Source organism: Clostridiales bacterium, from assembly GCA_015243575.1.
GTDB lineage: Bacteria > Bacillota > Clostridia > Peptostreptococcales > Anaerovoracaceae > Anoxybacterium > Anoxybacterium hadale.
Window position 1 is genome coordinate 2,809,846 of the sequence record CP042469.1, and the last position, 19,507, is coordinate 2,829,352.

Consider the following 19,507-nt stretch of genomic DNA (forward strand, 5'->3'; position numbering starts at 1 on the left):
AACCTCCCTGTAAGCCTGCTAATAGCTGCTTTCCTGCGTGCAGGAAAGAGCGATTCCAAGCGGCGTCACAAACATGGGATTTTGGGGTTTATGTGTAAACACTCCGGTTTGTTTCTCAATGATGGTCTCGATTCCCGTCAGGCAGCATGTTCCGCCTACCAGTGAAATTTCTTGGACATCAAAGTCCTTGATATGCTGGCTGATGATGGAAGCGACCTTTTCAACCACCGGCTTCAATACCGGAAGAAGCTCCTTGTGGTTATCCGGATTTCGTTTATATACATCCGCATCTTCAAAGGACTTTCTGTAGGCTCCTGAGATCACCAGAGAAAAATGAGTACCTCCCGTGGGCTCGTCGGCAATATAGATTACCTTGCCGTCCTTCATGATAGAGATTCCGGTGGTTCCTCCGCCGATGTCCACCACCGCGCCGTTCTTCATTTTCAGAACCTCATTTGCGGCGGTAGATTCATCTAGAAGAGCGGTGAGTTCAAAGCCAGCCGCCTGAACCACGTTTTTCACAGCTCCGCCATCCAGCGAATCGGTTCCCGGAGGAATGGCTGCCGCTGCGTAGATCAGCTCTGTTCCAAGCTGTTCTTCCAGCTGCTGCTTCATCTCTCTGACGATCTGTATGGCACCGATGTAATCAACAACCATACCATCCCGTACTACATCCGCATATCGGTAAGCTCCTGCAACGGGCCTTTTGTTCTCATCCAGCACTGCAACTACCACGCAGGCTGTACCGAGATCCACTCCCGTATAATACACTGATGATTTGCTTTTCACCGGTCTTTCAATGACCTGTTCAAACTCACTAACCAGTTCATCGCAGTATTGAAATGTTTGATTTATCTCTGACATTTTTCTCCTCCGGCGGTGCAGCAGATCAACTGTGATATGGTGTTGATGATCTGATTTACCTTTCCAGTGATTCCTTCACACAGTGTTCTGTCCTCGTCGCATGTGAGCAGCATTGGCAGCTCCAGCTGCAGTTCTCTCAGCGCACAGCGCAGTCTGTGGAGGTGAATGATTTCTTTTCCTTTCGATAACTGAATATGAAATTCCGTGATTTCAAAGCAATCTCCCAAATCTTCCGAGTAGTTCACTTCGCTGATCCCACTGCAGGCCTCACAGCCGAGGGGTTCACAAGGTTTTCCGTCATTCAGCGTCTCTCTGATTTGTGCAAAGTTCTTTTTTAGTTTGATGACCTTCTGGGCCAGCAGAATATCCCTGCTCAGAAGCTCCTCTGCAACCAGCAGAAACAGTGCTTCTACCGACTTTACCTTGCTGGCAGCCAGTGGCTGGCAAGCTGCAGGCGCCGGAGTCAGTACCGATATCGGTGACGTTTCCGTCACTGCTTTCTTTCTCGGATTCTCTGCATCGTAGAGGACGATTTGCCGATCCGCCAGAAACTGACGTGCACCTGGAGTGATTCTTGTGCCTGGTTCCACATCATATTCGGTGAAAGCTCCCGCTCTGTACAAATCTCTCAGATCATCTTCCGTTATAAATATCATCTTTGATCCCCCTTCATTCGCTCCAGACGTTTCTCAGGTTCTTTCTTCAGCAGCCGGTCTTTTAAGGCCGCCATACCCGTTCCGTCAGGAACGGAGATTCTATAATAGGGTTCTTCGATTCCAAGCCGTTTCAGTTTCTTTACCGCAGCATCTTCGTTGGATGGCTGCAGATCACACTTCGTGATCACTCCGATTACCGGACACCGAAAGGTTTTGGCAAACCCCGGTGAATAAACATCGCCGGCGTCTGTGGGATCGACTAATATTAAAACATGGGATGCGTCCTGAGCCGCAGAGATGAGGTGTTTATACATCCATGCGTTTTCTATGTAAGACCCGGGCACATCAATGGTGTTTTCTCCATAAATCAGGTTCTGAGTTCTCCTAAGAGGTCCCTCATAATGGTTCAGCGCATTCACCAGACTGGTTTTACCGCAGCCTGTAGGTCCTATGACCATGATTCGCTTTCTTCTCATGTGAGGGTAACCGCAGCTGTTTCAAAACCCAGCATATTTTTCAACGTGTCATTGACTGCATTCAGTGCGGTCTTTACGCTCTGAACATCTCCAGAAATCACCACGGATCCTGTAAAGCGGTCCAGAAATACGATTTCGACGTCTGCTGTCTTTGTTGCAATATCCGCTGCTATAATGGAGGTTTCGTAAGGTGACAGAGTTAGAATGCCGATGGCACCTTTCTCGTCTATGCCGAGTCGCTCGTAGAGGTCAGGCATGGGCGAGGCGATGACATGGGCCAGCGTTACCTGTTTTCCCGGAACCGACTCTTGAATGATGCGTTCTATTCCTTTTTCACCGAAAGCGCTCATGTAACTGTCCTTTCTCGTACAAATGCTCGTGTTATGATTCGGGCAATGGGGTTTATGCCGAACTTCGTATCTATACAATCATCTATTTTAACTAGTTATCTTCTATATTAGTGGCTGAGTGCCTGCACCTGGATTCCTTCATCCTGAAACTGCTTTTCGATTCGTTCCAGGTCTTCAGCGGTTAAATAGGGATCTTCCATTCCTTCCAGCGGATATTCCATTCCCAGCTGGCAGTATTTGTTCACTCCAAATTTATGATATGGCAGCAGGTCAACTCCTTTAAAGTTTTTATAATCTTTGAAGGGTTTCAGAAATTCAACGACTCCCTGAATATCCTTTTCACTGTCATTGAGCCCTCTCAGCAAAGGCATCCTGATCTTTACATTAAATCTTCTGTTCAAAAGCTCTGTGATATTCTTCAGGATCTGCTCATTGTGAACTCCTGTCAGATCATAGTGCTTTGACGAATCAATCTGCTTAATATCGAAGAGAAACAAATCGGTAAATTCAGCAACCTGCAGCACTGTTTCAAGTTTTGCATAGCCGGAGGTTTCCATTGCTGTGTTGAATCCCTCTTTTTTGCATGCCATGAGCAGGTTTGTCACCGGTTCCGGATGCATGATGGGATCACCGCCTCCTATGGTAACGCCTCCCCCTGACATGTCATAAAACATTCTATCTTCTTCGATGATCGCCAGGATCTCTGAGATAGTCATTTTCTTTCCGGCGATGGAAAGCGCATTTTGCGGACATGCTGCTTCGCAGGCATGGCAGCCGATACACTCAATGGTTCGATCCACTTCATGAACTCCGGATGGAGACATCCTGTGGATTCCTACGGGACAGACCGGCACACAGGCTCCGCAGTCTACGCAGGCATTCCGGTTATACATCACCTGGAATTTCCGTTCCAGATTTTCGGGATTTGAACACCACTTGCATCTCAGGGGACAGCCTTTGAAAAATACCAGCGTCCTCACACCAGGGCCGTCATGCATGTTATATTTCTGAACATTGGTTACCAATGCTTTTCTTTCAATTGTTCCTGTATTGCCCATACTGTAAAATCTCCTGTCACAAGAGCCGGTGCTCTTAAATTACTCTCTGGTTTAAGCTCCGTCCGGCGTGAGGCAGCCTCCCGCCGGATCAGAACTTAATGAAGGGTTATTGCGATTGCGTTTTTAGATCTGTGTCAGCATGGTTCTGCTGATGATCTCATCCTGCACGTCCTTGCACAGTTCTACGAAGAATGCACTGTATCCGGCAACACGAACGATCAGATCTCTGTAGTTTTCAGGATGCTTCTGCGCTTCAACCAAAGTGTCGTTGCTCAGATAGTTGAACTGCATCTCTCCGTTTCCAAATACAGATGCGGTACGGAGCAGTGTGATGATACCATCTTCACCTTCCTGCGTGTCCAGCAGACCGGACATGATTTTGAAGTTGTGTACCATACCAATGTTCATGCTGTCTACTGCCATCTTTGAGATGGATTTGATGATGGCGGTAGGTCCTTTGTAGTCTGCACCCTGAGTTGGGCTGATTCCGTCGGACAACGGTGTCCAAGCTCTTCTTCCGTTTGCGGAAGCTCCGGTCAGCTGACCGAATGGTGTATTGTTGGAAATGGACAGAGTTCCATGGCTCAGTACAGAGTACAGGGTCTTGTACTTTCTGTGATCCATTTCTGTAAAGTGCGTAATGTCAGCTGCGATCAGATCTGCGTAGTCATCGTCATTTCCGTATTTCGGAGCATTAAGACAATCCTGCAGGATTTGGTCATAGCCTACGAAGTCTGCTTTCAGTGCTTCGTTGATCTGCTCAAGGGTATATTTTTTATCATCGAATACCAGCTTCTTGATAGCAGCCATGGTATCCGTATAGGTTGCAAGTCCTGACCATACGACTCCAGGTCCGAAGTTGTACATTGCGCCTCCGGCAGATACATCCAACGCCTTTTCCATACAGCCTTCATACATGATGGACATGAGCGGCTTCGGTGCCAGTTCTCTGTGAATACGCTGTGAGATAACCGTGGCAACGCTGGTCCATTTTGTGACCCATTTGATCTGCTCCTTAACGGCAGCATCAAACTCTTCGAAGGTTTTGTACTGGGAGAGATCTCCCTGATCAGGTGTAACCTGTTTGCCATACCAAAGCGGAACACCATGGTTCAAGGTCAGTTCGATACAAATCGGCCACTGGGTGTATGCGGTGGAGGTCCACTGATACAGACGTCCTGCCTTTTGAGGTTCTACGCAGCCCATGAGGCAGTAATCTCTCGCATCTTCGATGGAAACGCCCTTAGCAAGCATCATCTTGATGTGAGAGTCGTCGAAGTGGCAGGCTGGGAAGCCCATTCCGGAACGGATTACGTCGACGATCTTCTTCATATATTTCTGAGGCGACTTGTTGTGGATACGGCAGGCCAGTGAAGGCTGATAAATCTTTACATGGCGAACTGCATCCATCAGCAGATATGTCAGATCATTGGTTGCGTCACGGCCTTCACGGGTAACACCGCCTACGCACATGTTGACGAAAGGCTGATATCCTGCGAAGAATTTGGAACCGCCTTCGCTGGTGATCCACATCATCTCAGACATCTTGATCAGCATACAGCCTGCAAGCTCAAAGGCTTCAAAGTCGTTCATGCGGCCTTCTTCGATGTCTGCCTTGTAATAAGGATACATGTACTGGTCAACACGGCCGATGGACATACCTGTTTGGTTTTCTTCCACAACCAGCAGGGATTCAATGGTCCATACGGACTGAATTGCTTCCCAGAAGTTTCTTGGCTTGTGCGCCGGTACCCATGCGTTGACTTCGGAAATTTTCTGCAGTTCTGCTTTACGCTTCGGATTGGTTTCCTTAGCAGCCAGCTCAGCAGCATAGTCCGAAAGACGCTTCGCATAGATCATTACACCCTCTGTGGTGTCAATGATGGATTTATAGAAATATATTTTTTCAATATCATCCGGATTTTGATAATCCAGCTTTTCAAGATGATCCTTGGCTTCCTGCTGAATATCCAGCATCCCTTTGTTCATCAAAATTACGTCATACCCTGGGTTGGAGTCTCCGCCGCCGTTTACCGCATGGTAGGAGCAGTCGGAAACAAAGGATTCGCCTGACATTTCCCAAACACCCGCTTCACGATACTGGTCTTCGCAGTACTCATCTACGGATTTTCCCTGCCAGAATGGGAAAAGCTCTTCCTTCATAATCTTCTTGTCTTCTTCGGAGATATAGAACGGGTCCTGAGCCCGATTTCCGATGGAGTCGATTTCATCAACCATCCATCTCCAAGCAATATCAGGGGAGAATGCTCCGGCTCTTGGAGCTCCGTTTGGTGCTCCGACGATGAGTTCATCATCCTGTATGACAAGAGGTGCTGTTTCGCAGCAATAACGGAAGCACTTTGCACGGAGCAAAATCTTCGGCATGCCGGGGTTTTCTTTTGCAATCTTGGTGATCGCTTTAGCACGGTATGTAGTGATGGAAGGAACATGCTTCAGGTAATTTGCCTTCAGCTTTTCAAGACGGGGTGTGATTCCATCGGGTATTTCTGTTCCTCCTTCCGCGATGCCTGCAGTATATCCGGCTGATGCGGTGATCGGTTCTTCTTTCGTAATTTCTTTAGAAACGCTCTCAAACATCTTCATTAAAGACGCACGTTCTTCAGCAGACATATTTTGGGTTACTTCTGCCAACTTGTTTGAAAATTCACGAATATCCAAAATTCTACCTTCTTTCTAATAAATTTCAGATCCTTATATCTGATCGTTCAGGCCCCGTTAAGGAGCCGTAATATCTATGTTTTACATGCCTTCGCTTCGGAATTATCTCTTTAATTCACTGATAACTCCCTCTAAAATTCGCTGCAGCATTTTCATATTTTCTTGATTGATCCCAGGCTGCTGTACCGGCAGTTCAGCGGAGAAAACACGTTCTTCCGATAATCCGATGGCTTCAGGCTTTCTTACACCGTACCCGACTTTTCGCACATAGATCAGATTCATAGGAGAGACATTATCCGTTGTAATCCCTTCTCCGGCTGATCCGCTTCCCAGTGTCATTGCAGGGAACAGATTCGTCGTCACGCCCATACTGCCGAAGGTTGCCGGAGTGTTAACTAAAACTCTCCCAACTGGCTTTTTCAGGGCAAATTGACGGATTACGTCCTCGTCCTTGGAATGGATCACCAGCGTATGTCCGTTTCTTTCGCTGAGCAAAAGTTCAATACATTTTTCGCATGCATGCATCCAATCATCTTCGATGTAATAGGCCAGAACCGGGCAGAGCTTTTCTTTGGAGTATGGATTCTTATCGAACACATATTTCTGCTCCGATAGAAGCAGAACCACATTGCTCGAAACAAAGAATCCAGCCTTTTTCGCCAGCTCCCGGGCATTTTTTCCCACCATTTCCGAATCCAGACTTCCGTCAGGTCGGAAGAGCAGCGCACCAAGTTTGTTGGCCTCCTCGTCAGTCATGAAATACGCACCGTTTTGTTCCAGTTCTTTCTTTACTTCCTGGTGAATACAGCTGTCCACCACGATGGACTGTTCCGCTGCCGATACGATTCCATTGTCGAAGGTTTTGCTGATGATGATGTCTCTGACAGCCTGCTTGATATCCGCAGTACGCTCGATGAACGCCGGTCCATTGCCGGCTCCGCCGAAAATTACGGGTTTGCCTGATTGATGTGCCGCCTTGAGCATTCCCGGAACGCCTGTGTTAATAATCAGCGAAGTAGCCGGATGATTCATCAGTTCAACAGTACCGCTCTGGGTAACTGTATGCAGATACGCGAGGGCGCCTTCCGGCAGTCCGCTTTCCTCTGCGGCGCTGATGAGAACATCAAGGGTTCGGCCCATGACATTCTTTGCTCTTGGGTGAGGCGAAAAGATCATCGCATTACCAGATTTCACAGCGATGAGCGCTTTATAGATGGTGGTTGATACCGGGCTTGTTGCCGGGCATAACGCCGCAATCACTCCCACCGGAACACCTACATCCATGGTTTTATTCTTTTCGTCTTCCCTGATAATGCCAACACAGCGCATCCCCTGCAGGGCAGCAGGTAAATACTCACAGACAAATCGATTCTTTATGTACTTGTCTTGCCAGATACCATAATCCGTTTCGTCACTGGACAGTTTTGCAAGTTCATTGGCATAATGGCTGATTTCACGCGCCATATTTTCAACAATCTGATCCAGCTTTTCCTGTGAAAAGGTCGCCAGTTTTTTCTGTGCTTCACGGGCATTTTCCGCAAGAATTCGAGATTCTTGGATGGAGAGCAAATCATTGTCTATAATATTCATTTTGTAAACTCTCCTTTTTCTTTTAACTGCTGACGCAGTCTATTGATAACGATTTACCGCCGCTTACGCGAGCAGCTTATCAAGAGAATAACGTGCGATAATCTTTTCCAAATCCTGGTGAGGTCTGGCGATTACGACGGAGCTGTAAACTTCGGCGCCCATATCATTAACGGCTTTCACACCTGCTTCTACAGCTGTTTTGCATGCTCCAACATCTCCCCGTACCAGTACGGAAATATATCCAGAAGCAACATTTTCATATCCGATCAGTTCAACGTCTGCAGCTTTGCACATTGCGTCAGCTGCTTCCAGAATGAAAACCAGACCGAATGTTTCGATTAATCCTAACGCTTCAAATCTTTCCATTTGTTGTCGTCCCTTTCCTTAATAAATCATATTTTGAATTCTTATCTGCCGTACTACAGATCAATATCATGAACCGAAACGATATCGCCAACGCCTTTGATTGGTCTAGGCATAACATTATGGGCGGTCAGCTTTCCGATTGCTGCTGCTGCTTCCGCACCTGCTTCCACTGCTGCTCTTACTGCGGCAACATCACCTTTTACCATAATGGTAACAAGTGTGGAACCAACGTTTTCATAGGAGATCAGTTCTACTTCAGCTGCCTTAAGCATTTTATCAGCAGCTTCGATCGCAGGTACCATTCCTAATGTTTCAACAAGACCTAATGCTTCTTCACCGTAATATCTCACTTCTTCTTCCTCCTTTTTCAAGTTTGAACATTTATCTTTCTATCTATTTATCAGAGGCTGGTGCAGGCAGTCCGCCTGCACCCTTCCCCCGTAAGATTTGATTTTACAACCGATCTGCAATACTAGTCCGGGATGTAGCTGTTGATGGTAGCTGCACCTTCTTCATGCGCTCTGTAATAAACTCTCAGCTCTCCTTTAGAATCCACATCAAATCTGGTTTCTTCCAGAAGGCCATTTGCTTCCGCAGTCATGATTGCTTCGATTACAGCAGGCTTCTTCAGTGCCTTAAAGCTGCCATACTCGCCTTTTAATGCATTGATCACGTCATCTGCGCAGGCTTCTTTTACCTTGGTGAAATATTTCAAAATTGCGTAATTCAGTGGTTTCATTGGATTAAGCCTCCTTCTTTCTGAACAGGTCTAATGGATTCATAGAAATGATAAGGATACCGATAACCATTACGATTGCAGCAGCCCAAGCGATAGGAGCCAGTGCCCAGCCTTCCTGACCAACTACTACGCCCAGAACGATCCAGCAGAAGAACGGTCCCCAGAAGGAGTACGCACCGTTACAAGCCATACCGAGAGCAGCTCCGCACATGCTGTTTCCTTTGTACCATAAGCTATACGCAAATACTGCGAAGAATCCGCTGACGATGAACCAGATCATTGCAGGTCCGCTTGTGATTGCATCAACAACCAATCCTGTGGAAAGTCCGAATCCGCCTCCTGCGATGATTCCGAAGATAGGAACTAAGATGATTAAGTTGGACAGACCGGAGGTTACCTGACGAATGGTGATTCCGATTTCATAGTCGATCATGGATGTACCATAACCAGCTACGCAGCCTTCAAGTCCCCAACCAAATGCGGCGATAAACGCAATAACGATACCCAGCGCCAGACCTTCTGGAGCATCTCCGCCAAGGCTTGTGCTTCCGATCATCAAGGTTGCAGCGAAGCAGATGATGATACCGAGAATCATACGAGCATTTAATTTCTGTTTGAATAGAATTCTTGCAAGTATTGCTCCGATAGCGGGGCAAAGAGCAGTGATTGGAATAACGATGGAACCAGCCATCTGTAACGCTACAACATAAGCTGTGCTGGCTACAGGTCCGCCGATAACAGCAGCAAACATCATTACTCTACCCGGTTTTGTCTTAAGTGTTCTGAAAAAGTCTCCCAGCTTACCTTTGAAAGCTGCGATACCGATACACCAGATTGCACTGATGGTATCATTGATGGCGCTGCCTAGTGCTCCGAGCATGTATGTAATTACAAATGCAGACAATGCAGCAGTGTTTACACCATACCAGTCACCCCAGATACCGCTGGACATTCCAAGGGTCAAAAATGCAGAATAGAGCCCATAGCACATACCGGAAAGTATGGCTACACTAACACCCTTCTTAAAAAATTGAGATGATAACTTTTTTTTCGCAGCAACTGCAGATGCGTTAACTGATCCTGAAACTTCGCTCATAGAACAAAATTCTCCTTTCATTATTAAACGGCTTTTGCTTTGGATGTATTATCATTTATTAGAAATAATAATGACCGGTAATTGTTTTGCCACGTCGGGCTGGGTAAATCATAAACGTGCCACATCTAAATAATAACCGACCTCATACTTTTTTCATGGTATTAAATGAAATAGTTTACTGCATAATATCCTTTATTTTTTTTGATACAATTGCATTATCGTTATATTTTTGCACTTTAGCCAGTCAATTATTTAAAAAAATCAATTCAGGGAGCACGACGAGTACAAGATGAGGTCCAGGCCGTTACGTCTATGCCCAAGGCTTTAATTTCCAACGTTTAGGTGGGAATATTTCTATTTTTTTCTAAAAAAATTTATTGGATAATCTCCATGGACTCAACGGCACAATTTGTGCGAATTGTCTGATTTTTTTATTTTTCGAAGTAAAACAATCAAAAAAACAAGAGACTGCCAGGAGGCAGTCCCTACGATAGGCATGTGCAAACAAGATTGTTATCCTGTTACAAAATGAATGATGCCTTTTACCATATAATGAGCCATCTTCATGGCCTGATCCTGAAGTGGGCCTATCCTTTCACCGGTGCTCCATAAAGATTCAGTACGATGACTCCAGCGGTTATCATGATGAGTGCTGCGATTCCCGCAGGGGTAATTCCCTCTCGGAAGATGAAAACCGAAATACATGCAGTGATGATAAGTCCTACCGCTGACCAGGTGGCATAAGCGATGCTCAAATTGATTGTTAGAAGCGACTTTGAAAAAAGATAAAAGCAGATCCCATAAGCAACAATGCTGACAATTGTGGGAAGCGGCTTGGTATATCCCTCTGAATACTTGAGATATGTGGTTCCGATCAGTTCTCCGGCGATGGCCAATGCCAAATATAAGTATCCCATATTCTATTTCCTATGCTCCTTTTCCTTCTATTCCGCGGGCTGCGGTTCGTGCATCTTAACAAGGCAAAGTATAGCAAAGGTAGGCATTTGCTGTCAAATAGGAAATAGAGCCGCCGTGAATTTGAATTACAGGGTTATTTTTGCAATGGCTCGGTCTAGAATATCCATTCCCTCATGGAGCTGCTCGTCGGTGATTACCAGCGGCATCAGGAATCGGATGCAGTTGTCCCGAACTCCAGCACCCAAAACGACAAGTCCGTTTTGAATACACTCGGCAATAATGGCTTTTGTTTCTTCCTTCGCCGGCACCTTGCTGGTTCTATCCTTTACCATCTCTATCGCAAGCATGGCGCCCTTTCCCCTCACATCTCCGATGATGCTGTACCTTTCCTGCATTTCATGCAGGCGCTCCATTGCCATCTCGCCGATGTGATTGGCCTTCGCACAAAAATCATCCCGTTCCATAATCTCAAGAACCTTCAGCGCAGAAGCGGAAGCCAGTGCGTTGCCGCAGTAGGTTCCTCCCAACTCTCCCGGCGATACAGATTCCATAATATCTTTTCTTGCGGTAACACAGGCGATGGGGATTCCTCCGGCAACCGATTTAGCGCTGACGAGAATATCAGGACGAACACTCCAGTACTCACAGGCGAACATCTTTCCCGTTCGGGCATACCCTGCCTGAATTTCATCATCGATGAGTACGATTCCGTACTTATCGCAAAGTCTGCGCATCTCTGTTAAGAATTCATTAGGCGGTACAACGAAGCCACCCTCTCCCAGAATCGGCTCAAGAATTATAGCGGCAACCTGATCCGGTGCAACATATTCTAAAAAGAAGCTATCTTCAAACATTTTGGCGCAGTGCAAGCCACAGCTCTCACGTTCCAAACCGTAAGGACAGCGATAGCAATAAGGGAATGGGAATCGGTGAACCCCTTGAGGAAGAGGACCAAATCCTGTTTTATAGGGTCGGCATTTGCTGGTCAGCGCCATGGTCATATAGGATCTGCCATGAAATGCCCCTGCAAAGCTGATAATCTCGCTTCTGCCAGTAAATCTCCTGGCAAGTTTCACCGCATTTTCATCCGCCTCCGCCCCTGTATTGACCAGGATCGTCTTCTTCTCGCCTTCGATGGGGATGAGCTCGTTGAGTTTTTCCGCCAGACGCGGATACTGTTCATAATTGAAGACATTGATGTTTGGCGCGAAATATTTCTCACATTGTTCCTTCACCGCCTCAATCACTTCCGGGTGAGAATGACCGATATTCAGTACGCCAATTCCAGCGACAAAATCCACAAAGATATTCCCGTCCACATCCTGAACCATAGCGCCTTCCGCTCTGTCCACAAATACAGGGGCAAGCATGCCCACCGCATCCGTCACATGATCCTTTCTGATTTTCAAAAGCTCTGCGGATTTTGGCCCCGGAACCGCATCCGTCACAATCCTTGGCAGACTTGTTCTCAATGACATCTTTCTTCCTCCTTATCCTGTTTTCACCGAAGACACAGCTTTACTGCAGAGATCTCCATGAGATTTAACCAGCTCCATCTTCATAAATTATGTTATTTTTAAAGTAACAAGGTTCTGATTAGTAGGTTTCTCTATAAATTTCAACAATGAGCTCTCTGGTCAATGGTACATAGGAATTGATGACCAGGCGCTGCTGATTCATTAGTACGGAATCAGCAAAGAGTTCAATATCCTCCTCTGTAAATCCGTATTTCCGCAAGGGCCTCAAAGGCAGGATTTTATTCTCCAAATCTGCAAGGTTTTTGATGGCATCCTCTTCCGATCCGCCCAGTATCCTGGCAATGGTCTTTTTCAATTTTAAAAGCTTTCCATCTGGCTGAATCGTGTTGTATTTCTCAAGCACCTTCCCAAAAAGAGCATAATTTGCCTCACCGTGTGGGACATGATAGGTGCCGCCCAGTGGAAAAGACATGGCGTGAACCGTTGCACATCCGGCTTGCAGGAAAGCGATTCCTGCATAACAGGCTGCAGTAAGAAATTCATCCAGATACTCGAATCTGGCTTCAGGCCCCGACTCCCCAATCATTCTGAACCCTTCAAGTATTAATTCCATGGCCTTCACGCCAAAAAGCTCTGAAGTCATGGTTGCTCGGGATGGAGACAGGTAGGATTCCACCGCATGGATCAGGGCGTCAATGGCCGATGAAGCAAAAGGTTCATAAGGAAGAGTCTTAAGGAATTCAGGAATCAAGCAAACATCTGTAGGGATTAAAAGATCAGACACCAACCCCAGCTTTGTCGTCTTACCCATTTCATCCCTGACGATGGCCACAGATATGTTGGTCACTTCAGACCCCGTTCCGCAGGTGGTAGGCAGCGCAATATGTTCCTTTTCAGGCACCACCTCGGCAGTTTTGAAATACAGCTCATGAACGGTTCCAGTCCTCTTTAAGGAAAGGAGTTTCCCTATATCCATAATTGCACCGCCGCCCACAGAAATCACCCTGTCATAGTCCTTTGGGTCAATGTCCGAAAAGAGATTCGTAATCATTTCTTCGGAGGGTTCTCCCAATCCGAATTTCTCCTGAAATACATATTTACAGGGAAGCTCCAGGTCTTTCATAAAGGGTATGTAAAGGGACTCGTTCGTTAAAACCAGATCCCGTGAATCCAGTTGAAACTCCTGAGCAAATTCTTTAAAATCACCGAACTTGTGAAACTGAGGCTTGATTAATATTTCTCTCATATCCTGTATCCTTTCTCTCATTGATGCTTATTGAATGGTTCATTCCGATTCCCACTGAGAAATGATTTCCCGTATAAGATATAACAGATCTCTTAGTTCTTGCAAAATATCGTTCCTATTTGAAAACGTCTCCTGATATGACCATCTTCATTACTTCCGAGGTTCCTTCGTAGATTTCTGTGATCTTCGCATCTCTCATCATTCGTTCAACGGGATAATCTTTGATGTAGCCATATCCGCCGTGAAACTGTACTGCTTTGGTGGTCACATACATTGCTGTCTCCGAACAGGCGAGTTTTGCCTGTGCTGCTTCAACCGTGCTGGGCAAATCTTTCTGCCTTCTGTCACAGGCATAGTAAAGCAGCAGGCGTGAGCTGTCGATTCGAGTCTTCATTTCAGCCATTTCAAAAGCCAGTGCTTGGAACTGGTCCAACGTCTTTCCAAACTGCCTTCTCTGCTTCATATAAGATACCGTCTGATCAAAGGCACCCTGTGCGATACCCAGAGCCTGAGCTCCGATTCCCAGCCTTCCCACGTCAAGGGAGGTCATTGCAACCTTAAACCCCTTGCCCAACTCCCCAAGGAGATTCTCCTTGGGGACAAGACAGTCTTCAAAAACCAGCTCTGCTGCAATGGAGCCTCTGATTCCCATCTTGTTTTCCTTTTTACCTCTTGAAAATCCAGGCATTCCTTTCTCCACAATAAAGGCGCTGATTCCCCTGGTCCCCTTAGATCGATCCGTCATAGCCATGATGACATAGACATCAGCGATGCCGCCTCCCGATATAAATACCTTCGTTCCGTTCAGGACCCAATGATCCCCCTTATCTTCTGCCTTTGTCTGCTGCATGGCAGCATCGGTACCTGCATTGGGTTCCGTCAGCCCAAAGGCGCCAAGCTTTCTTCCTGCCAACAGATCGGGCAGGTACTTTTGTTTCTGTTCCTCAGTTCCGTATGTGTAGATGGGCCAGCAGCAAAGGGCATTGTGGGTCTGCACGATAACACCATGGGACGCACACACCTTAGAAAGCTCTTCCACCGCCATGATATACGAGATATAATCTGCTCCGGCACCACCATACCCTACAGGAAAGGGCATGCCCATAACCCCTAGTTTTCCAAGCTTCGCCACTGTTTCTGCAGGGAATTCCGCTTCTGCATCGATATACGAAGCAATAGGAGCGACCTCCTTTTCCGCAAACTCACGCATCATCTTTTTTATCATCTGCTGCTCTCTTGTTAAACTAAAGTCCATTCTCCTCCTCCTCTGCAGCCTCCACAATGCTTCTCAGTTTTTCTGCGATTTCCGGAGGAACTGGATCGTTTTTTTGATTTTCATAAATCGTAAGAGCCTTTTCTCTTGCGCGCTGATACGAATCCTTGGAGCCATCTCTGACCCAAACGTCGTTCATTCTTCTCTCAAAGAGCGATGAGGTTGAAAGCTCTTGTCTCATATGGGTCCTGGTGTGCTTTTGCCCCAGGAAATTCCCGACGGGCCCTACCGCCTTGATTACTTCCTTGGCTAAAGTTTCCTCATTGACCGCCATACCCTTCAAGATTCTGCGAACCATATGCACGATTTCACTGTCGATGACCAGCTGCTCGTAGCACATTGCAATTCCGCTGTCGATCATACCCATGCCATACAGCAGACTGGCTCCCGATAAAGCGGGAAGCATTGCCGTTAGCGTCTTTTCATGACCGATCTGCGCGTCGCACAATTTGCTGTCAGCCTAAGTACCGCCAGTATCTGCCGGTATTCCGTAGAATTTTCCCATTGCAGCTACGGCAGCACCAACCATCGCATGCTCGGGAGCTCCCACCGGCGTGGTCGCCCATTGCATATCCATGATGGTGGTTGAACTGCCGTAGATCATTTTGTTTCCTTTATTGACCAGCTGTGCCAGCACCATTCCCGCCATGAATTCAGCATTGGTAACAACCAGCGTTCCGGGTATGGTAACCGGGGAGGTTCCTCCGCAAAGCCCCATAGAGAGAACGTCGATGGGCAGACCCGCTCTGGCACACTCTATTATTATTTCACCGATATGTTCGGTTATTTCCAAAGGGCTGTTAGGACAAAGCACCATGGTTGTGATGGGCTTTTCTCTGAGCGTTTCTTTTCCGCCCACCATAGCTGCCGCCATTTCGATCCATCTTCTCGTATTTTTACCGCAGTTATTGTGATGAATAAAATGCTTTGTGGTATTAAGCAGCGCTGCCTCTCCTTCGTGGAGATCCTTTAGAAACGGCGTCACATCAGAGGCTGTTACCGGAACATGGAAGATATCAATCTCATCTAATCCACTGATAAAGCGCGCCAAATCTGCAATATCCTGTTTTGTAGAGGACCTTCGTTCTCCTGTCCTGATATCCTTTACTTCAACACCTGTGCCGAAGTTCATATATTTGGGCCGGCCATCACCCATGATGACATTATGTTTTGGGTCACGGGCATACAGTTCAAACTGAGGAGGACAGGCCTCAATACAGTCTATGACCAGATTTCCTGGGAATTTGACAATACCGGTTTCCCCATCGCATTGGCAGCCTGCCGAAGTATAGATTTCATGGGCTTCTTTTCCCGGCACCTTGACGCCTACGGTCTCCAGGATGTCTAACGTCGCCTCATGAATCATCTCTGCATCTGATTTTGTAATCATTGAAAAACCCAGAATCTGGTCCTGATAAGAATCCATTTTACTCATACTATTCCTCTTCCCTTTCCTGGATAGATGTTCTGAGTCCCAGTTCCCGTTCAAAATCTGCAATCAGCTTAGCAATTGCTTCCTCCGCACCGGGAATCAACGGAGCTACCTGATGGGTGTTCAGAATTCGAGCCGCTTTATCATAGGCCATGTCAGCTGCATCTTTAGCACCTGCTGCAGTCCATGCAGATCTCGTGCTTCTGGTAAACACCTCCACCTGAGAATGTGACCGCATATGGTCGAAGGTATGCTTCTGATACAGAAACTCACCGCCGGGTCCTGCCTTATGGATGATGTCAAGTGCCATGGTTTCCTTTGTCACTTCAATGCCGCCAAGAATCTTTCGTATATAACTCATCCCTTCACAGTCCAGAACCAGCTTCGCATAATCAATGGTCAGAGCTGCCTCCAAGGACCCAGCTCCGTAGACAATGTTTGCACCGGATAGCGCACCGTTCAGTGCATTGATCCCAAACTCGCAGCCTGCCTGAGCATCAGGCAGCATGCTGTCAGATAATCCAGCGCCAATCCAACTGGGCAGATGATAAAACTGGGCCATCTTCACTGTGGCTGCACTGATCATGCTCTGTTCAGGAGAACCGGTAGCAGAGATCATGTGTTTCAAGTCCATGATGGTACTCATGGAGCAGTACGTGCATCTGGCACCTTTCTGTACCATCTGCGCAAGCATGATCGCCGCCAGAACCTCTGCATTGTGGCTGATAACAGTCCCCGCGAGAGTTACCACCGAGGTCGCTCCCGCCAGTGCCATGGGAATAATTGCAATTCCTGCGCCTCCTCTGGCTGCCTCAATAATCTGGGCTGCGCACTCTTTTCCCAGCCTCAGCGGACTTGTGGGACAGACGAAGATATTCAGGAAAGGTCGTCTTCGAAAAGCATCCTTGCTCCCTGATGCAATGCAAGCCATCTCGATCATCTTTCTGCAGTTGACACCATTGACAGCACCGATAAAGATTGCCTTAGAGGTGTTCTTCATCATCGCTTCCAGATTGTGCAGCGGCTGTACCTCACTGGGATAATCCAGCGACCCGCATGCCCTTTCCACAACTGCAATTTCATCCATGTAATCGCAAACCTTTGTAATTCCTGCCAGATCCTCCTTGACGCAATCCCGAATCTCTCTCGTTTTAGGATCGATAATCTTGACGCATTCTCCGAAGGTACTAAAGCCCACATGGTTTTGAAAGGCTGCGAAATCCTTATCCGGTGTCCGTCCGTAGAAAATCAGCGGCCTTGCCGCCCATCGAATGGCATCCTCAACAAGATAGGATGGGAACTTAACAATGGCATAGCGTTCTCCATAAGAAACCTCCGCACCGTAATCCCTGTAGATATCCGCTGCCTCCATATGGTCTACTCTGATGCCGGTATGTTTCAGCAGGTCTAACGTCGCTTCGTGGATCAGCACCACCTGTTCCCTGCTGAGAATGTCTGCGGAAAAACCAATCTTCCAGGATTTTGCTATCGGATCATTCTGCCCACTTCTGTTATGAGTTATCATATCTTCTCCTTCCTGCCTGTTTCACTTGGTTCATTTGCCGCAACTCTGCCACACGCGAATTCACATTGTGAACGGAGTTGTCCCGGCGGGAGCGTTGCTCCCGCCGGCGCTAGTGTTAAAGGATTCCGTTATAGGGAAGTGCCCATCCGAACAGAAGAAAAAGCGTCACGCAAAGCCCTACTGCAACCATCACATTTCCGTATGCCCGGTCTCTCTTGTAATCCACTGCCAGCGTTTCTGCTTCCGGAAGGATGTGGAGCGTTTCGCGGTATGCGGTTTCTTCCTGCGTCAGAACCGATGTCTTCGTTCCGATTACGGCAAATACTGCGCTGGCATATAGGCCGATAAAGAAGGGGTCAAGCCAGTTCTGGAGAGAAACCCCGCCAAATACTGCAGCGCTTTTGGCTGCCAGGAACCCAATAAATCCTGCCGCCATGGACCATCTGGCTCCTTTCGCTGTAAGAGTTTTGCTCCATACGCTTCCAAAGCCGGATACACACCAGGATGCTGCGATAAGAGTGCTGGCAAACCAGGTAATGACTCTGATTCCCCCAACATTAAACAGCGCAAGCACCAATGCGATGATACCGACAATGATCATAACAACCCGGCTATAATAGAGCTTCTGTTTGTCGTCCTTAAAATCTATTTTCACTATATCAGAGGTTACACTAAATCCCACCACCGACAGGAAGGTAACAGCAGAGGACAGCCCTGCCGCCATAATTCCGGTTAATACCAGCATCCCAACAAACTTAGGAACTACATTGTAGGATGCCCAGATGAGAACCCGCTGGGAATCCTCCATACCTGGATTGATATTAATGACTGCGATAGCCATCAGATAGGTCAATCCGCAGAATACGGTGGTCAGCATACAGGCAATGGAGGAGGAACGGATTGCTACATGCTCATTCTTTGCCATCATCACCCTGCCAGCCTGCCATGGGCTGATTCCCACAGTTACCAGCCAAACGATACCAAACGCAATGGCATACATAACCGCACTAAAAATGGTGGTTCCTTCACCATAGGTCCCTGCAGGGCTTCCATGATAATCAAGAAGACCCTCAGGGGTATTGGGATTGTTCATCAGGTTGGTTAGAAGTTCTCCAATCCCTCCCTGAGCGTTAAATACGTAAGGTGCCGCAATGATGGAAGCCCCTACAAAAATCATGAACATTGCCGTTTCTGTTAGAATCGCACCTTTTGAGCCGGAGTAGAACGTAAAAGAGGTAAAGGCCGCCCAAGCAATGATGATACAAGCGGTCCTTGATAATCCCGTCAACTCCTGAAGGAGAATCCCCGTACCGGTCATGCATGCCAGCAGATATGCCGTCAGCGAACATACGAGGATTACTGCAGCAAGACGCCTGTTTTTCATATCATTAAATCTAGTTCCAAAAAATTCAGGCATGGTTTTGCATTCTGATCTTCTCAGATATCTGCCAAACCACAGAGCCCCAATAACATATCCACTGCCGCAGAGCGCATTGAGAAGGATAATGGAGGTTATATTTCCCGTATAGCACCAGCCCGTATCCCCCATAAATGCGTTGGTACTAAGCATGGAAGCAAACAGAGTACCCGCTATCAGGATCGTCGGTGCATTTCGTCCTGCTACGTAATAGTCAGTGGTGTTTTTCACCTTTTTTCCTGCGTAAAAGCCAAGGAACAGATACAGCGCAAAGCTGACCAAAACGCCAATCATATAGATGGTCATTTCTTAATTCCTCCCTTCCGCAGTTTTTTTCTGACGCG

The 19,507-nt window shown here is 47.2% G+C and carries 19 protein-coding genes; all 19 read right to left on the bottom strand.

Annotated elements, in window-relative coordinates:
- Positions 1–18: 18 nt before the first annotated feature.
- Complete coding sequence (gene eutJ / locus FRZ06_12480; GenBank protein ID QOX64093.1) at positions 19–864, bottom strand: ethanolamine utilization protein EutJ; 846 nt, start codon at positions 862–864, stop codon at positions 19–21.
- Positions 852–1,520, bottom strand: coding sequence for a hypothetical protein (locus FRZ06_12485; protein QOX64094.1), 669 nt, complete (start codon positions 1,518–1,520; stop codon positions 852–854). The genes eutJ and FRZ06_12485 overlap by 13 nt, the downstream gene beginning before the upstream one ends.
- The gene (locus FRZ06_12490; GenBank protein QOX64095.1) at positions 1,517–1,996 is read right to left on the bottom strand and encodes an ethanolamine utilization protein EutP; all 480 of its coding nucleotides are present in this window, start codon (positions 1,994–1,996) and stop codon (positions 1,517–1,519) included. The genes FRZ06_12485 and FRZ06_12490 overlap by 4 nt, the downstream gene beginning before the upstream one ends.
- A complete protein-coding gene (locus tag FRZ06_12495; protein QOX64096.1) occupies positions 1,993–2,346 on the bottom strand; it encodes a BMC domain-containing protein in 354 nt (117 codons plus the stop codon). The genes FRZ06_12490 and FRZ06_12495 overlap by 4 nt, the downstream gene beginning before the upstream one ends.
- Positions 2,347–2,453: 107 nt before the next feature.
- Positions 2,454–3,404: a choline TMA-lyase-activating enzyme gene (gene cutD / locus FRZ06_12500; GenBank protein ID QOX64097.1), complete on the bottom strand. Its 951-nt coding sequence runs from the start codon at positions 3,402–3,404 to the stop codon at positions 2,454–2,456.
- Positions 3,405–3,527: 123 nt separating this feature from the next.
- On the bottom strand, positions 3,528–6,035 hold the full coding sequence (cutC, locus tag FRZ06_12505; protein QOX65925.1) for a choline trimethylamine-lyase: 2,508 nt from the start codon (positions 6,033–6,035) through the stop codon (positions 3,528–3,530).
- A 150-nt stretch (positions 6,036–6,185) separates the two neighbouring features.
- On the bottom strand, positions 6,186–7,673 hold the full coding sequence (locus tag FRZ06_12510) for an aldehyde dehydrogenase family protein (GenBank protein QOX64098.1): 1,488 nt from the start codon (positions 7,671–7,673) through the stop codon (positions 6,186–6,188).
- A gap of 63 nt (positions 7,674–7,736) precedes the next feature.
- Positions 7,737–8,039 carry a BMC domain-containing protein gene (locus FRZ06_12515; protein QOX64099.1) on the bottom strand — a complete coding sequence of 101 codons (303 nt, stop codon included), beginning with the start codon at positions 8,037–8,039 and terminating at the stop codon, positions 7,737–7,739.
- 53 nt (positions 8,040–8,092) lie between these two features.
- On the bottom strand, positions 8,093–8,389 hold the full coding sequence (locus tag FRZ06_12520; GenBank protein ID QOX64100.1) for a BMC domain-containing protein: 297 nt from the start codon (positions 8,387–8,389) through the stop codon (positions 8,093–8,095).
- A 122-nt stretch (positions 8,390–8,511) separates the two neighbouring features.
- On the bottom strand, positions 8,512–8,778 hold the full coding sequence (locus tag FRZ06_12525; GenBank protein QOX64101.1) for a hypothetical protein: 267 nt from the start codon (positions 8,776–8,778) through the stop codon (positions 8,512–8,514).
- A gap of 4 nt (positions 8,779–8,782) precedes the next feature.
- Positions 8,783–9,874 carry a hypothetical protein gene (locus FRZ06_12530; GenBank protein ID QOX64102.1) on the bottom strand — a complete coding sequence of 364 codons (1,092 nt, stop codon included), beginning with the start codon at positions 9,872–9,874 and terminating at the stop codon, positions 8,783–8,785.
- Between the two features lie 587 nt (positions 9,875–10,461).
- Positions 10,462–10,791 carry a multidrug efflux SMR transporter gene (locus FRZ06_12535; protein QOX64103.1) on the bottom strand — a complete coding sequence of 110 codons (330 nt, stop codon included), beginning with the start codon at positions 10,789–10,791 and terminating at the stop codon, positions 10,462–10,464.
- 126 nt (positions 10,792–10,917) lie between these two features.
- A complete protein-coding gene (gene gabT, locus FRZ06_12540) occupies positions 10,918–12,270 on the bottom strand; it encodes a 4-aminobutyrate--2-oxoglutarate transaminase (protein ID QOX64104.1) in 1,353 nt (450 codons plus the stop codon).
- 118 nt (positions 12,271–12,388) lie between these two features.
- Positions 12,389–13,537: a 4-hydroxybutyrate dehydrogenase gene (locus tag FRZ06_12545; GenBank protein QOX64105.1), complete on the bottom strand. Its 1,149-nt coding sequence runs from the start codon at positions 13,535–13,537 to the stop codon at positions 12,389–12,391.
- Positions 13,538–13,631: 94 nt separating this feature from the next.
- Positions 13,632–14,771, bottom strand: coding sequence for an acyl-CoA dehydrogenase (locus FRZ06_12550; GenBank protein ID QOX64106.1), 1,140 nt, complete (start codon positions 14,769–14,771; stop codon positions 13,632–13,634).
- Positions 14,761–15,237 (bottom strand): hypothetical protein, encoded by a 477-nt coding sequence (locus tag FRZ06_12555; GenBank protein ID QOX64107.1) that lies wholly within the window; start codon positions 15,235–15,237, stop codon positions 14,761–14,763. Before FRZ06_12555 ends, FRZ06_12550 begins: the two co-directional genes overlap by 11 nt.
- A gap of 12 nt (positions 15,238–15,249) precedes the next feature.
- Positions 15,250–16,224 carry a hypothetical protein gene (locus FRZ06_12560; GenBank protein QOX64108.1) on the bottom strand — a complete coding sequence of 325 codons (975 nt, stop codon included), beginning with the start codon at positions 16,222–16,224 and terminating at the stop codon, positions 15,250–15,252.
- Between the two features lies 1 nt (position 16,225).
- Positions 16,226–17,746: a Trimethylamine methyltransferase MttB gene (locus FRZ06_12565; GenBank protein QOX64109.1), complete on the bottom strand. Its 1,521-nt coding sequence runs from the start codon at positions 17,744–17,746 to the stop codon at positions 16,226–16,228.
- Between the two features lie 115 nt (positions 17,747–17,861).
- A complete protein-coding gene (locus tag FRZ06_12570) occupies positions 17,862–19,469 on the bottom strand; it encodes a sodium:solute symporter family protein (protein ID QOX64110.1) in 1,608 nt (535 codons plus the stop codon).
- Between the last annotated feature and the right edge of the window lie 38 nt (positions 19,470–19,507).